This is a genomic window from Haladaptatus halobius (assembly GCF_020618475.1).
Taxonomy (GTDB): Archaea; Halobacteriota; Halobacteria; order Halobacteriales; family Haladaptataceae; genus Haladaptatus; species Haladaptatus halobius.
The window spans coordinates 893,609-906,489 of sequence record NZ_CP085335.1 but is presented as its reverse complement, the minus strand read 5'-3'; the positions used below and the strand labels follow the sequence as shown (position 1 = coordinate 906,489).

Sequence of the window (12,881 nt, the reverse complement as noted above, 5' to 3'; positions counted from 1 at the left end):
CTCCCATCGCTACGGCCGTCGAACGAGCCGTCCGATGCCCACGAACGATAAGATACGATACACGTAATTCCTACTAATACACCATCGGATTATCCAATTTTCCCACTCAGCTATAGATGCGGACTACATGCGTTATCGTCCGTCTCACGGTATTTCCGACGTGAAGCTTCAGCGGTCGTCGAATGGCCCGTGGATTTAAACATGAAGAAAAACGTTACTCCCGTATGACTGGTATCCTGGGGGCGAACGGATTCGGCGGTGATACGCCCATCCGGGTGCTTCACGTGGACGACGATCCGGCTCGCGTTCGGCTTTCCGAATCCCTTCTGACGAAACATCTCACGGACGCGGTCGTTCACACCGAGACCGACCCGACGGCGGCGCTCGCCAGCCTCGACGACGACCTCTCCGTCGATTGCATCGTCAGCGACTTCGACATGGGCGCGATGAACGGACTCGAATTTCTGGAGGTGGTTCGAGACCGCTTTCCGCGCCTCCCGTTCATCCTCTTTACTGGTAAAGGGAGCGAGGAGATAGCGAGCGAAGCCATCTCCGCGGGCGTCACCGACTATCTCCAGAAAGGTGGCGGCGCTGATCAGTACACGGTGCTGGCGAACCGCATCGAGAACGTCGTCGGCCGCTACCGGGCGGAACGCGCCGCGACGGAGTACCAAGAGCGGATGCGGAACGTCTACGAACGGGTGACGGACGCCTTCTTCGCACTCGACGAGGAGTGGCGATTCACGTATCTCAACGAACGAGGTGAGCGACTGCTGAGCAGGACGGAAGAGGAGCTACTCGGGAAAGTTGTCTGGGACGAGTTCACCGACGCGCTCAACAGCCAGTTCGAGGACGAGTACCGGGAGGCGATGGAGACGCAGGAACCGACGATGTTCGAGGCGCACTACCCGCCGCTTGACATGCTGTTCAAAGTCCACGCCTACCCGTCGGAGGAGGGGCTGTCCGTCTACTTCCGCGACGTGACCGAAACGAACGAGATGCGGAAAGAGCACCACCGAGAGAAGGAACTGCTCGAACGAGTGTTCGAGACGAGTCCGGTCGGCATCCTCGTCATAAATTCGGAGGGCGAAATAACGCGCGCCAACGAACGAGTGGTCGAACTGCTCGAAGTCACCGAGGAAGAGATCACGAACCGAACCTACGACTCCTCGCAGTGGACGACGACGGACGAAGAAGGGAACCCGTTTTCGGCGGGCGAAAACCCCCTCTTGGAGGTGTTCGAAGACGGAGCGACGATACGAGGCATGCCGATGGGGTATGAAAGTCCGAGCGACGAGTGGCGCCTCCTCTCCATCAGCGCGGCACCGATACAGTCGGCCGACGGCGACATAGAACGCGTCATCGCCACCGTCGACGACATGACCGAACGAAGAAACCGCCAGCAGGAACTGAAACAGCAAAACAAGCGCCTCTAAGAGTTCGCCAGCGTCGTCTCCCACGACCTCCGCAATCCGCTCGACATCGCGCAGGTCAGAACCGATCTCGAACGCCGGGAGCGGGATTCGGAGCACTTGGAGGATGTATCGCTCGCGCTCGACCGGATGGACACGCTCATCACCGACCTGCTGACGCTCACTCGGCAGGGACGCGTCGTCGGCGAGACGAAATCCCTCGGCCTCGGCGACGCGGTTCACGACGCGTGGTCGATAACTGGGAGCGAGACGGCGACTCTCGACGTCGCCGACGAACTCCCGACGATTCGCGCCGACGAGAGCCGTCTCCGCGAACTCCTCGAAAACCTGCTCGACAACGCGGTCACGCACGCCGGGGACGATTCGCAAGTCCGCGTCGAAGCGATACGCGACGGGTTCGCTGTGGGGGACGACGGTTCCGGCATCCCTCCCGAGCAGCGCGACAGGGTCTTCGATGACGGGTTCTCGACCGAGCAGGGAGGAACGGGATTTGGACTCTCCATCGTGAAACAGATCGCCGACGCCCACAGGTGGACGCTCACCGCGACCGATGGCGAACTCGGCGGTGCGCGTTTCGAAGTTCGCGATATCGACACCGCCGAGGAGTAGTCACTCGCGGCGGGACGGCTTCGATTCGGAGTTCCTCCGGCGGAACCGCGCCTTTCGGCGTCGAACCTGTCGGCCCAATCGCCGCGCGACCAGTTCGCGCAGGTCGCTCGCGTCGCCCTCGTCCACGTCCGCGGCGCGGGCGTCCTGCCCGCCGAGGCCGACCGAACTCGCCGTGTCGACGACGAGCGTCGCCAGTCGCCAGCGACGCTGGAAGATCGTCTCCCGCTGGACGACGGTCTGCACCCGGTAGTAGGGGACGACGTGCGTCGTCCTGCGCCAGAACCCGTTTCGCGTCTGCACGTGGTCGTCGCCGACGAAGTAGCCGCGGTGTTTCCACTGGTAGTGTCCCGCGACGGGCGCGAGCACGACAAGCGCGAGGAGCGCGTACCAGAAGTCGAGCAGGCCGGTGAACCGGTCGAAACCGTATGCCAGCGCCGTCAGACCACCGACGACGAGCGCGTAGCGAACGGCGTAGCGGCGGCGAGTGCGCCCCGGCGGTCGCTCGAACGTCGGGTCGTCGAACGACTCGATGGAGTGTGCCAGCGCGAGGACGCGCCCGCGGACTGCGAGCGGAACCGCCGCTTCCGACCCCCCGGACGGGCCCTGTCCGGGGGCGTAGCCCGCCGTCTCGACCGAGAGCGTCGCGTATCCCGCGAGTCGCATGAGCGGGTTTTCGCGGAGGGTGAGCGTCTGGATCTTGTCGAGGGGGATGCTCCCGTCGTACCGCTGGAGCAGGCCGCGTTCGTACCGAAGTTCGTCGTCGACCCGCGTGAGCCGGAAATCGTAGTAGCGCGCGAACGTGACCATCGCGCTCGCCACCCAGAGCACGAGCGCGGAGACCGCCAGTTGCGCGAGTCCGACCAGCAGCGTCAGTCCGCCGAGCGAGTTCGCGGCGTCCGTCAACAGCGGAACGACGAGGAACACGAGGCCGAAGACGCGCGGTTCGAGCGAGATGGCCGAGAGCACGAGTAGCTCCGTCGAACTGATTCCGTACAGGAGGTCGGCCTCCGGTTCCGGTCGTTCGCTCTCCTCGTCCGCCACCGCGCCCCGTTTGCGGCGCTGTATCTCGCGCTGGAGGCGTCTCGCTTCCTCGTCCGATACGAACCGAAGGCTCGCCTCCGTGTCGCCGCCGCCCGCGGTTTCGAGGCTCACGGCGGCGAGTCCAAGCGCGCGCTGGACGACATTTCGTCGGATATCCACGTTCTGCACGCGCCGGAGCGGAATCTCTCGGCGGCGGCGCGAGACGACGCCGGAGTCGATGTCGAGCGAGTTGGCGGTGAGGACGTACTCGAACCGCCGGTAGTAGGCGTACTCCCACCCGACCGCGAGCGACAGTCCGACCGCGACCAGTACGACGACCGTGACGACGGTGAGAGACTCCACCGCTCCTGCTAGCGCTAACCCGCCGAAAAGGAGGGTCGAGCCGACGCTCACGCTCCGAGTGACCGCCCGGTAGGGAAGCGAGAGCGGGTGGAGTTTCATACGGCGTCCTCGAACTCGCTCTCGATGGCGAGGTTCCGGAGACGACGTTGGAGGTCGCTCGCCCGCTCGGGCGTGAGGCCCGGAATCGTCACGTCGGCGCCGCGCGACCCGGCGGTGTACACGACGACGCTTCCGAGGCCGACGAGTCGCTCGATAGGTCCGCGTTGCGTGTCCACGTGCTGTACCCTGACGAAGGGGACGACGGTTGTGACGCGCGTGAACACGCCACGTTCGAGGTAGAGGTCGTCGTCGCGTATCTCGAACCGCCAGACTCGGTACTTGAAGACGACGTAGGCCGCGCCGAGAGCGACCACGGCGAGCGTCGCGGCCGCAACGAGCCACACCGCGAGTTCAATGAGGAACCGCTGTACACCGACTAGCGCACCCCCGACAAGCACCGCGGCGACGAGGACGCCCGCGAGCCAGACGATGCGGACGCGGGAATCGAGTGTCTCCATACCCACACTACGAAACAGATGCCGTATAAAGGTAGGCGTGACGTAGCGGCCTCCACCTCCGGATTATCGTCGCCTTACCGCGAGGAAAGACGTGCTTACCGATTCGTTCGACCTGCGCTGATTCGAATCAGACGGCGTGGAACAAAGACGCCGGAAAACCGTATCCTTCGTGGACAGCATGACCGAGAACTCGTCAACAATTAGCCGTCGCCGGTTCATCTCGGCGACCGTCGCCTCCACCGCGATACTCGGGGGTGTCTCGTCGGCAGGTGCACTCCAATCGGACGGTAACACGCAGTACACCATCGAACAGGACGGTAAATGCATCCCGATTCAACCGCTCTCTATGTCGGGACTTCCCGTCGAGCAGTTCTACGACTACCGAACGCCCGACACCGACCCGTCGTCGTACAAGTACGCCTCCTTCGGTACCGAGAGCCTCCAGCGCAAGAACACCAGCATCATCTTTCTCTACAAGGGGCCGATGGGGCTGAGCCTCGTGATGGTACACGACAAACTGGAGGCCGGAAACGGCGGTGCGGTCTCGTTCAACGTCACGAACCTCCCCGTCAAGGGGAAGTTCGTCATCAAGGACGACCAGTACGACGGGCCGACGAACCGGGACACGTTCGACTACTCGAAACACCGCAACTGGAACGGCAAGGAGACGGCGACGGCCACCATCCACTGGACGTGGCAGGGCGGGCGGGCGGACGGCGCCGTGTACCGCGGACTCGGAGACAAGTTCGAGTTCACGATTCACCCGAAGTTCAACAAGCAGGCGCTCCTCTCCGACGCGGGCGGGAACTACAACGGAAACGTGGAGAGGTGGCAGGTGCTCTCCGGAGACATCAACAACCCGACCCGGACGCAACTGAAGATGAACAAGCCGGTCAAGATAACGACCAAAGCGTGCGAGTCAGGGTCGAAACAGACGACCACGAAGAAGACGACGAAGGGCAACGGCGGGGGTGGCGAAACGACGACGACGTCCACGACCACGACGGGCACGTCCGGCGTGAACACAAAGAAGAACAAGTCGTTCCTCGATAAGCTATGGAACGGCTTCGCCTCAGCGATAAACTCGGTGGTGTCGTTCTTCACGAACCTCTTCTGACCGCCCGTTCGTCGTAGCGTCCTCGTTTTCACCGCGTCTCCGTTTTCAATGGCGGTCGAAGAGGGGCGAGCGCGCTACTCGTCCCGACCGAGGATACCGCGGTGGGTCATCGCTTCGGGGTCGATAACTTCGTTCGCTTCCTCCTCGCTCAAGTAGCCCTTCTCGACGACGACTTGACGAACCGTCTTTCCTTCTTTGAGCGCCGTCTTCGCGGCTTCGGCTGCTTTGTCGTAGCCGATGTGCGGGTTGAGGGCGGTGGCGAGCGCCATGCTCTCTTCGACTTGTTCCTCGCAGTGCTCCCGGTCGGCTTCCAGTTTCCGGACGAACTTCTCGGCGAACACCTCGCTCGCGTTCGAGAGGATTTCGGCGGACTGGAGGAAGTTGTGCGCGAGCACCGGTTTGTAGAGGTTGAGGTCGAGTTGGCCCTCCGCCGCGCCGTACTCGACCGCAGTGTCATTGCCGACAACCTGCTTGTGAACCTGATTAACCGCCTCCGCGACGACGGGATTTATCTTCCCGGGCATGATGGAACTGCCGGGCTGGTTCTCGGGTTGGTCGACCTCGCCGAGGCCATTTCGCGGACCGGACGCCAGCAGTCGCAGGTCGTTGGCGATCTTATTGAGTGAGCCCGCGACCGTGCGGAGCGCGCCGTGCGCTTCGGCCATCGCGTCGTGGGCCGCCTGCGCCTCGAAGTGGTCGTCCGCCTCGCGGAACTCGACGCCGGTCTCCTCGCTGATGTACTCCGCCGCGAGTTCAGGGAACTCGGGGTGGGTGTTCAGCCCCGTCCCGACCGCGGTTCCACCGAGCGCGAGTTCGCTTAGGTGGTCTCTGACGTGGTCGACGCGGGCGAGTCCCTTTTCGACCTGCGTCCGATAGCCGCCGAACTCCTGTCCGAGTCGAACCGGAGTAGCGTCCTGCAGATGGGTGCGACCCGTCTTCACCACGCCGTCGAACTCCGCTTCCTTCTCTTCGAGCGCCTCGCGCAGGGCGTCAAGCGCCGGGAGCACGTCCTTCTCGACGGCTTCGAGCGCCGAGACGTGCATCACGGTCGGAATCACGTCGTTGCTCGACTGGCCGAAGTTGACGTGGTCGTTCGGATGGATGTCGCGGTTCCCGACCTCGCTTCCGTAGATCTCGGCCGCGCGGTTGGCGATGACCTCGTTGGCGTTCATGTTGGTCGAGGTGCCGCTACCGGTCTGGAACACATCGACCGGGAACTGGTCGTCGTGTTCGCCGCCGATGACCTCGTCCGCGGCCTCGATGATAACCTCCGCCTCGTCGTCTTCTATCATCCCGAGGTCGCGGTTGGCCTGCGCGGCGGCCTTCTTCACCACGCCGAGCGCGCGGACGAACCGCCGCCCGAACGTGATGCCCGAGATGGGGAAGTTCTCCACCGCGCGCTGGGTCTGTGCGCCCCAGTAGGCGTCGGCGGGCACCCGCATCTCCCCGAGGCTGTCCTCCTCGATTCGGTAATCCTCGTCGCTCATGCGTTCGGAGGGTGGTCGCGGGCGGGCGTAAAACCCATCGAAAGGCACCGTCCCCTGAACCCACTGCCCATATCTTTTCACAATTTACGTCATGGTGTTATAAACCCGATGACGAAATAGACTGAGAAAAATAAGGGAGGACTCCTTCGAAGGGGAGTATCTGAAAGTAACGGGTTGCGCGGGTGCGGCCGGCACCGCGGGCCTCGCCGGTTGTCTCGTCGGTAACGGGGCGGCGGAAACAAAGTCGAAGTACAACACTGGTGGACGGGCGGCGACGGCGACCACGACTTCCGAACCGTCGTGGACGTGGTCGAGCTGATGGGGAACGAGAACAACGTCTACATCCAATTCGCCGACGCGGGCGACGAGGGGTCATCGGCGACGGGACGGCCGACGGCGGATCAACCGGCGGAGGAGCGCCGAACCTTCGTGGTCACGCTCGGCGGGATGCGAACCGTCGAAGCGGGACAGGAGGTCGTCGATCGCGTGCCGGAAGAGGCGATACACCTGTTCGACACCGAGAGGGCGAGACGTTGCGAAATCGCGCGCTCGACACCTCGGACGTGTCGATTCCGAATCACTAGTCGGCCTCACTCCCCCGCCCCTCTCGTTTCGTCCTCCATCTTTCCCCTCCTTCTCGTCTTCTCGCGTTCCAGTCTCGTCCGCTTTCGTCTCGCTACTCCTCGTACTCCTCGGGCGTGTAGGTTTTCACTTCGAGGGCGTGGATATCCGTCGTCATGTGGTCGCCCAGCGCGTCGTACACCATCTGGTGTTGTTCGACCAGCGTCTTCCCTTCAAACGTCGGGGAGACGACGAGCGCGGCGAGATGGTCTTCGTCGTGGCTCCCGCGCGGGTGAGTGACCGTCACGTCGGCGTCTTCGAATCCCGATTCGATGAGTTCCGCGACCTCGTCCGCGTTCATGGTGAGACGTTTCTCGTCGAAGAGCAAAAGATGGACGGAATCGGTTCCGACGCGACCGGGGAATCGAACCCGAATCAGCGACCCAGAAGGGCGACCGTATCGAGTCGACCGACCGTCTTCGTCTCCGGTTCGTCGCCGTCTTCATTGACTCGCTCGACCGGCGGGTCTCGGTACTCGGTGTAGACGTTCCAGAGGGTGTCGTCCGCCCGGACGGTGAACTCCCGAACGTCGTCGTCGGGTCGCCAGACGCGAGTTATCTCCCCTTCGGCGGTTCCACCGGCCCCCGCGTTCTTCGGCGACCATTCGAGTCTGACGGTCATCCCCTCTGCGAGGTCGTTCGGCGATAGTTCGTCAGTCACGGCTCCGCATACCGCCTCGGATTCCGTCAACGTGTCGGCCCTACGTCCACTGGTCGAGGCCGGTCTGCGTGACGCTCTCCTCGATTCGCTCGAACCCGCGCTCGACCTCGTTTTCGTGCACCTTCCACTCCTCCGTGACGTACTCGCGCGCCGCCGCGATGTCCGGGTTCATCTCGGCGTCGAACTCGTACTTGTCGGTGATATCGGGGTCGAGGAACAAGTCGCGGATGCGATCCGCGTACTCGATGTACTCGCCGAGGTCTTCGAGAACCGACCAGAGGTCGCCGTGTTCTTTGACCGCCGAGAGCGCCGTCTTCGGTCCGACGCCGGAGAGTCCCTCGTTGAAGTCGGTGCCGCAGAGGATGGCGATGTCCACCAGTTGCTCCCACGTAACGTCGTGCTCGGCGAGCGTGGCGTCGAAATCCATCAGCTCCGGGTCGCCCTTGCTCGTGAGTTTCCTGAGCGTGAGGGGTGCGCCGAAGAGCAGGGCGTCGTAATCCTCGGTTCCGGTGTAATTGACCGCGCCCGTCCGGGCCATGTGCGCCGCTTGCGCTTCGCCCTCGGCGGGAGCTTCGATTACCGGCACGTCGAGCAAGTCGAGCAGTTCCCGCGTCGTCTCCTGGATGACGGGCGTGAGTCGCTGGGTGTGCGCTTCGAGCCGGGCGATCTCTATCGTATCGCCCTCCTCGCGCGCTTCTTCCAGTTGGTCTTCCAACTTCTCGCGCTGTTCGCGCCGACTCTCTATCTCGTCGCTCTTCAGGTCGGTCACGCGCCCGTCGAAGACGAAGACGGGCGTCAGGTCGTGTTCGAAGAACTTCGGAAGCCCCTGCACGATGCCCACGAGGTTCGCCACCTCGGTGCCGTCGTCGGTGGTGTACACCTCGTCGCGCGTCCACTTCACGGTCGTCGTGAGATAGCGATAGAGCCAGTTGTGCGCGTCCACCGCCACCAGCGAACCGTCCAACTCGTCGAAGCCGACTTCCTCGATGGCGGCGAGCTGCCGCAGTGCGGAATTACCCATTTGCGGGAAGTAAGGGCGGGATAGGCTTGAAAGCTACCGTCCGACGACGCCGGAATCGAAACGCCCGTCACGCTCACGCCGACGGAGACGAGCACCGGAATTCCAACGGAGATGACGGCAAGCCGTCGGATGACGTTGCGGACGTGTCGAATCCGCCGCCACCCAGATGACGGCGCTCCAGAGCGCGAACAGGACGCTCACGAGCTTCAGATCGGAGGCGCAACCACTCCCGTCATCGCCAGCGCACTTCCGGAAGACGGCGTCGACCCGCGGGCGACGGTGTTTTCGAGAAAGAGGACGACGAGAACGAGCGACGGCAAGCCGTGAACGACGCTCGGAAGGAAGCCCCGTCCGGCGATCGGAGTCGAAGAGCAGCGTTCGTGTCGAACTCATCACCGAGCGTCAGAAATCTCTGGCGGACTCGCACCGTCCTTCTCGGTCAGAAACGCCTCCTCCTCCGGCGAAAGCTCTCGCTCACGGAATACGTCCAGTCCGGCCCGATATGCCTCGCGCGACCGTTCGGACGGATTTTCCAACACGAGTTCCGCAATGCCGGTCTCCTCGCCCGTGAAACCGAACCCCGCCCGGTAGAGCGCCTGGTACGCGAACGGGTTGTTCACCGCGATCTTCACTCGCCGGTAGTTTCGAGCGCGAATCCGCTCCGTCGTGAATTTTGCCAGTCTCGGGCCGATTCCCTCGCCACGTCGCTCCGCGCTCACCGTCACGTACCGGAGCCACATCGTCTCCTCGTCGGTGCGGTCCTCGTTGAACGCGATGGCGGCGATGATACGTCCTCGGTCGTCGTCCTCGCTGTCCGCCCCGTCTTGCTCCTCTCGAACCACCGCCTTTCCCGTGTTCGACATCACGAACTTGCCGGCGTAGCTGAACCACTCGTGGTCGAGGCGGAGGGTCGGTTCGTCCTCGGGCCAGCCTAGTATCGCGTACTCCATACCGAGCGGTTCGGATGCGAGCCTATACTGTCTGACGCCCGTTCACGTCCGTTCGCCCGGCGATTCGGCGAGCGTGCACGATGACTCGCGTTCGACGGTACGTTTCGCCCGTCGAGTTTTACTCGCCAGCCGCCGTCTCTCTCGTCATGTCGAGTTCCACCGGGGACGTATCCCACTTCGACCGCGTCGCACGCTTCTACGACCTCTTCTCGCCGGACGCCGACGCCGATATCCTCGCGGAGGGGCTCTCGCAGGCGGAGCGCCCCGTGGAGCGCGTCGTGGACGTGGCCGGCGGAACCGGACGCGCCGCGAGGGCGCTCAACGCCGACGAGCGAATCGTGCTCGACGCCTCGGGGAAGATGCTCGCGCAGGCGCGCGCTCGCGGACTCAACTGCGTGCGCGGAGACGCCTCCCGATTGCCCCTCCGTTCCGAATCGGCGGACGCCGTCGTCATCTCCGACGCCCTCCATCACGTCGGGAACGCGACGGCCACCCTCTCGGAGATCGCCCGCGTCCTCCGACCGCTCGGCGTCGTCGTCGTCCGCGAGTACAATCCGGCGACGATTCGGGGGAGACTGCTCGTCCGGGGTGAACATCTCGTCGGCATGAACTCCAGATTCTTCACGCCCGAAGAGTTGGTTCGAAAGCTCTCCGATGCGAATCTCGTCCCCCGAGTTCGAAATCGGGGCTTCGACTACACCGTGGCGGGCGTCAAACGCACACCGGGAACGCCATAACCCCCGCGTTCCGAGGGGACGGTATGAGCAGTGTGTTCGGTTCCCGGCGCTTCGACCGCTCGCAAGCCACCGCCGGACTCGTCGTCGGTGACCTATTGGTGCTAGCAACTTTCCTCGCCATCGGCGAACTCCGGCACGACGTGAATCCAATAACGTCGCCGCTGGTGTTCGCGGACACCATTGCGCCATTCTTTATCGGGTGGCTCGTCGCGGCGCTGGCGCTCGGGACATACGGTTCGCGGGCGCGCCAGTCGGTTCGAGACGCGGTGCTTCTGGCCGGCGGGACGTGGATCGTCGCAGCGAGTATCGGCCTCCTCCTTCGCTCGACCCGGTTCTTCCACGGCGACTCGCCGTTGACGTTCGCCGCCGTCGTGACGGGGTTCGGACTGCTGTTCTTCGTCGTCTGGCGCGGTCTCGCGGCGGCGGTGTCGTGAGGAGACGCCGCGACGTCATCGACTCCGATCACCGGGCGAAACGGGGGGTGCCCAGCAGCGTAAAGTGATTTGCGAAGAAAGCGTTTCGCCGATGTCGTCGATACCCAGTGACTTCCACGACCTGTTCGAGAAGCCGGTGTTCGCGCACGTGGCGACGCTCACGCCGGAAGGCGTTCCGCACGTGACGCCGGTTTGGATCGATTACGACGCCGAGGCCGACCGCGTTCTCGTAAACACGGAACGCGGTCGCCGCAAGGAACGAAACGTCCAGCAAAACCCGAAGGTAGGGCTGAGCATGACCGACCCCGACGACCGATACCGGGCGCTATCCATCCTCGGCGAAGTCGACGGGATAACCGAGGAGGGCGCGCGCGAGCACATCGACGAACTCGCGCGGCGGTACACCGACGCCGACGAGTACCAGCCGACCATCCAGACCTCGCGGGTGTTGCTCGAGATTCGTCCGGACGAGGTTATCGCGCACGGCGGGGACTGAGCGGAGCACCGCCGCACCCGCGACCCTTCACGCCGTAACGCGCCGATACTCGACGTACGAGTAGACCGTGAGATAGAGGGCCACGACGATCGCCGGTCCGGCGATAAGGTAAACCGCGTACCCCGGAACGAGCACGCCGAGGAGCGCGACGAGTCCGGCGAGTTTGAAGAGCGGTCCGGCGCGAGAGTGGGTCTTCCTCCACACCTTGTTGCTCGTCATCGTCCACGGGGTTCGGACGCCGACGAACCAGTTGCGTTCGACGCGGTTCATCAGCGTTCCGACGAAGTAGTACAGCGCACCGATCGCGGGCGCGAGCACCGCCGTGAATTCGAATCGATAGCTGAGATTCCAGAGGACGACGAGCAGGTGGACGTAGAGCATGAACGCGACGAAGAGGACGACGAATAGGTCGTAGTGCTCGCGGAACGCCTCGACGTTCTCGCCGAGCGGGTCGATTTTGGGAATCACCGCGAACAGGACGAGGAGCCCGGCGGTCAACGCGGGGAGAAAGAATAACCCCCAGAGTTTCGGCATCGTGCCGTCGGCGTCGCCGCTCGCGTTCCAGTGGGTCGCCATCTGCTCGGGCATCTGCGGATAGTAGTACGCACTGACTCCGAACGCGACGACAACGAACGCGAGCGCGACGAAGTACTTCGTTCGCCCTTTCATGCGTGATGGTTTAGCGTTTTGATGTATAAACCTACGTGAGCTATCCGAAGCACAACTCCGATCGTCGAACGGTCGGCTTCGACGTGGCGACTTCGGAAAAGGACGTCGACTACGCCGCGCGTACGGAGGACGTGCATCGGCTTCTCACGGTGGTGGCAGGTCGTCGCCTCCGCGGTGACGATGAGCCCGTCCAACGGGCGATTACTTGTAGTTATCCCCAATGTCCGGTTTCATGCTACTTTTTCGCACGAATACAGTCACCCCGGTCGGCGAGCGGTGATGGAGTCAGTCGCCGAACTCACGACCGCAGAAAGCCCCGAACAACCGATACACAGCTCCTGTATTCTGAGTCAATCATTATAACTTATAGAAAACCAGTGCGTCTGTGAGATGGTGAATACCGAAGACATACAGAGAACGACTGTCGCGCATATGGGAAAGAGTTTTATACCCTGTCCACATATTCTATAATGGATTATGACTGGATACTATGACCTCATTCTGGGCCTGATTCCGCTCGCACTGATCGGCGTAACCGGAGCGTTCAGCGTCGCTGGACTCACACTGACGATGGCAGTTCCGCTCGGAGCAACCGCGTCGGTGTTGCTCATCGGACACGCGCTGTTCATCAACGGACCCGTCGACGAATCGCCTCAGCTCCAATCGTCTACTCCAGTCAACTCTGCGGACTAACTCTCTCTTTCCTC

At 63.2% G+C, this 12,881-nt stretch carries 17 protein-coding genes and 1 pseudogene; 10 read left to right on the top strand and 8 right to left on the bottom strand.

The features are described 5' to 3' along the window. Positions 1 to 224 precede the first annotated feature (224 nt). The 3 genes and pseudogenes from LIW51_RS05175 to LIW51_RS05170 all read left to right on the top strand — a co-directional run bounded on the left by LIW51_RS05175 (position 225) and on the right by LIW51_RS05170 (position 2,042). Positions 225 to 1,436 carry a PAS domain-containing response regulator gene (locus tag LIW51_RS05175; protein ID WP_227376152.1) on the top strand — a complete coding sequence of 404 codons (1,212 nt, stop codon included), beginning with the start codon at positions 225 to 227 and terminating at the stop codon, positions 1,434 to 1,436. Positions 1,437 to 1,448: 12 nt separating this feature from the next. Next, a pseudogene (locus tag LIW51_RS38420) lies at positions 1,449 to 1,592 on the top strand (histidine kinase dimerization/phospho-acceptor domain-containing protein); the annotation flags it as partial. Next, on the top strand, positions 1,575 to 2,042 hold the full coding sequence (locus LIW51_RS05170) for a sensor histidine kinase (protein ID WP_255767447.1): 468 nt from the start codon (positions 1,575 to 1,577) through the stop codon (positions 2,040 to 2,042). The pseudogene LIW51_RS38420 and the gene LIW51_RS05170, both read left to right, overlap by 18 nt. Here LIW51_RS05170 and LIW51_RS05165 read toward each other — a convergent pair whose 3' ends face one another. After that, positions 2,043 to 3,524, bottom strand: a complete 1,482-nt coding sequence (locus LIW51_RS05165; protein WP_227376151.1) for a PH domain-containing protein — start codon at positions 3,522 to 3,524, stop codon at positions 2,043 to 2,045. It lies immediately after the preceding gene. Further along, positions 3,521 to 3,982, bottom strand: a complete 462-nt coding sequence (locus LIW51_RS05160) for a PH domain-containing protein (protein WP_227376150.1) — start codon at positions 3,980 to 3,982, stop codon at positions 3,521 to 3,523. The genes LIW51_RS05165 and LIW51_RS05160 overlap by 4 nt, the downstream gene beginning before the upstream one ends. A gap of 178 nt (positions 3,983 to 4,160) precedes the next feature. Between LIW51_RS05160 and LIW51_RS05155 the strand changes: the two genes are divergently transcribed. Further along, the gene (locus tag LIW51_RS05155; protein WP_227376149.1) at positions 4,161 to 5,099 is read left to right on the top strand and encodes a hypothetical protein; all 939 of its coding nucleotides are present in this window, start codon (positions 4,161 to 4,163) and stop codon (positions 5,097 to 5,099) included. Positions 5,100 to 5,173: 74 nt separating this feature from the next. Here the strand turns inward: LIW51_RS05155 and LIW51_RS05150 are convergent, their stop codons facing one another. Beyond that, positions 5,174 to 6,586 (bottom strand): class II fumarate hydratase, encoded by a 1,413-nt coding sequence (locus tag LIW51_RS05150; RefSeq protein ID WP_227376148.1) that lies wholly within the window; start codon positions 6,584 to 6,586, stop codon positions 5,174 to 5,176. A gap of 260 nt (positions 6,587 to 6,846) precedes the next feature. Here LIW51_RS05150 and LIW51_RS05145 point away from each other — a divergent pair, with 260 nt between their 5' ends. After that, entirely contained in the window at positions 6,847 to 7,170 is a 324-nt protein-coding gene (locus LIW51_RS05145) for a hypothetical protein (protein ID WP_227376147.1), read from the top strand. A gap of 92 nt (positions 7,171 to 7,262) precedes the next feature. Here LIW51_RS05145 and LIW51_RS05140 read toward each other — a convergent pair whose 3' ends face one another. The 3 genes from LIW51_RS05140 to fen all read right to left on the bottom strand — a co-directional run bounded on the left by LIW51_RS05140 (position 7,263) and on the right by fen (position 8,888). Continuing rightward, complete coding sequence (locus LIW51_RS05140; RefSeq protein ID WP_227376146.1) at positions 7,263 to 7,508, bottom strand: BolA family protein; 246 nt, start codon at positions 7,506 to 7,508, stop codon at positions 7,263 to 7,265. A gap of 74 nt (positions 7,509 to 7,582) precedes the next feature. After that, the gene (locus tag LIW51_RS05135; protein ID WP_227376145.1) at positions 7,583 to 7,867 is read right to left on the bottom strand and encodes a hypothetical protein; all 285 of its coding nucleotides are present in this window, start codon (positions 7,865 to 7,867) and stop codon (positions 7,583 to 7,585) included. A gap of 40 nt (positions 7,868 to 7,907) precedes the next feature. Continuing rightward, positions 7,908 to 8,888 (bottom strand): flap endonuclease-1, encoded by a 981-nt coding sequence (gene fen, locus LIW51_RS05130; RefSeq protein WP_227376144.1) that lies wholly within the window; start codon positions 8,886 to 8,888, stop codon positions 7,908 to 7,910. A gap of 111 nt (positions 8,889 to 8,999) precedes the next feature. Between fen and LIW51_RS05125 the strand changes: the two genes are divergently transcribed. Further along, complete coding sequence (locus LIW51_RS05125) at positions 9,000 to 9,215, top strand: hypothetical protein (RefSeq protein WP_227376143.1); 216 nt, start codon at positions 9,000 to 9,002, stop codon at positions 9,213 to 9,215. Between the two features lie 65 nt (positions 9,216 to 9,280). Here the strand turns inward: LIW51_RS05125 and LIW51_RS05120 are convergent, their stop codons facing one another. Further along, complete coding sequence (locus LIW51_RS05120; protein ID WP_227376142.1) at positions 9,281 to 9,838, bottom strand: GNAT family N-acetyltransferase; 558 nt, start codon at positions 9,836 to 9,838, stop codon at positions 9,281 to 9,283. Positions 9,839 to 9,984: 146 nt separating this feature from the next. Between LIW51_RS05120 and LIW51_RS05115 the strand changes: the two genes are divergently transcribed. From LIW51_RS05115 to LIW51_RS05105, 3 genes are all read left to right on the top strand, one after another. After that, positions 9,985 to 10,575 carry a class I SAM-dependent methyltransferase gene (locus LIW51_RS05115; protein WP_227376743.1) on the top strand — a complete coding sequence of 197 codons (591 nt, stop codon included), beginning with the start codon at positions 9,985 to 9,987 and terminating at the stop codon, positions 10,573 to 10,575. A 23-nt stretch (positions 10,576 to 10,598) separates the two neighbouring features. After that, positions 10,599 to 11,009, top strand: coding sequence for a DUF3054 domain-containing protein (locus LIW51_RS05110; RefSeq protein WP_227376141.1), 411 nt, complete (start codon positions 10,599 to 10,601; stop codon positions 11,007 to 11,009). A gap of 91 nt (positions 11,010 to 11,100) precedes the next feature. After that, a complete protein-coding gene (locus tag LIW51_RS05105) occupies positions 11,101 to 11,505 on the top strand; it encodes a TIGR03618 family F420-dependent PPOX class oxidoreductase (RefSeq protein WP_227376140.1) in 405 nt (134 codons plus the stop codon). Between the two features lie 27 nt (positions 11,506 to 11,532). Here LIW51_RS05105 and LIW51_RS05100 read toward each other — a convergent pair whose 3' ends face one another. Beyond that, the gene (locus LIW51_RS05100) at positions 11,533 to 12,174 is read right to left on the bottom strand and encodes an SdpI family protein (RefSeq protein ID WP_227376139.1); all 642 of its coding nucleotides are present in this window, start codon (positions 12,172 to 12,174) and stop codon (positions 11,533 to 11,535) included. 477 nt (positions 12,175 to 12,651) lie between these two features. Between LIW51_RS05100 and LIW51_RS05095 the strand changes: the two genes are divergently transcribed. Further along, complete coding sequence (locus tag LIW51_RS05095; RefSeq protein WP_227376138.1) at positions 12,652 to 12,867, top strand: DUF8015 family protein; 216 nt, start codon at positions 12,652 to 12,654, stop codon at positions 12,865 to 12,867. Positions 12,868 to 12,881 lie beyond the last annotated feature (14 nt).

Excerpts from the sequence above, each read along its gene's own strand:
- LIW51_RS05175 (WP_227376152.1), top strand. The coding sequence starts at position 225 with ATGACTGGTATCCTGGGGGCGAACGGATTCGGCGGTGATACGCCCATC.
- LIW51_RS05165 (WP_227376151.1), bottom strand. The coding sequence starts at position 3,524 with ATGAAACTCCACCCGCTCTCGCTTCCCTACCGGGCGGTCACTCGGAGC.
- LIW51_RS05160 (WP_227376150.1), bottom strand. The coding sequence starts at position 3,982 with ATGGAGACACTCGATTCCCGCGTCCGCATCGTCTGGCTCGCGGGCGTC.
- LIW51_RS05155 (WP_227376149.1), top strand. The coding sequence starts at position 4,161 with ATGACCGAGAACTCGTCAACAATTAGCCGTCGCCGGTTCATCTCGGCG.
- LIW51_RS05150 (WP_227376148.1), bottom strand. The coding sequence starts at position 6,586 with ATGAGCGACGAGGATTACCGAATCGAGGAGGACAGCCTCGGGGAGATG.
- LIW51_RS05140 (WP_227376146.1), bottom strand. The coding sequence starts at position 7,508 with ATGAACGCGGACGAGGTCGCGGAACTCATCGAATCGGGATTCGAAGAC.
- fen (WP_227376144.1), bottom strand. The coding sequence starts at position 8,888 with ATGGGTAATTCCGCACTGCGGCAGCTCGCCGCCATCGAGGAAGTCGGC.
- LIW51_RS05125 (WP_227376143.1), top strand. The coding sequence starts at position 9,000 with ATGACGGCAAGCCGTCGGATGACGTTGCGGACGTGTCGAATCCGCCGC.
- LIW51_RS05120 (WP_227376142.1), bottom strand. The coding sequence starts at position 9,838 with ATGGAGTACGCGATACTAGGCTGGCCCGAGGACGAACCGACCCTCCGC.
- LIW51_RS05115 (WP_227376743.1), top strand. The coding sequence starts at position 9,985 with ATGTCGAGTTCCACCGGGGACGTATCCCACTTCGACCGCGTCGCACGC.
- LIW51_RS05110 (WP_227376141.1), top strand. The coding sequence starts at position 10,599 with ATGAGCAGTGTGTTCGGTTCCCGGCGCTTCGACCGCTCGCAAGCCACC.
- LIW51_RS05105 (WP_227376140.1), top strand. The coding sequence starts at position 11,101 with ATGTCGTCGATACCCAGTGACTTCCACGACCTGTTCGAGAAGCCGGTG.
- LIW51_RS05100 (WP_227376139.1), bottom strand. The coding sequence starts at position 12,174 with ATGAAAGGGCGAACGAAGTACTTCGTCGCGCTCGCGTTCGTTGTCGTC.
- LIW51_RS05095 (WP_227376138.1), top strand. The coding sequence starts at position 12,652 with ATGACTGGATACTATGACCTCATTCTGGGCCTGATTCCGCTCGCACTG.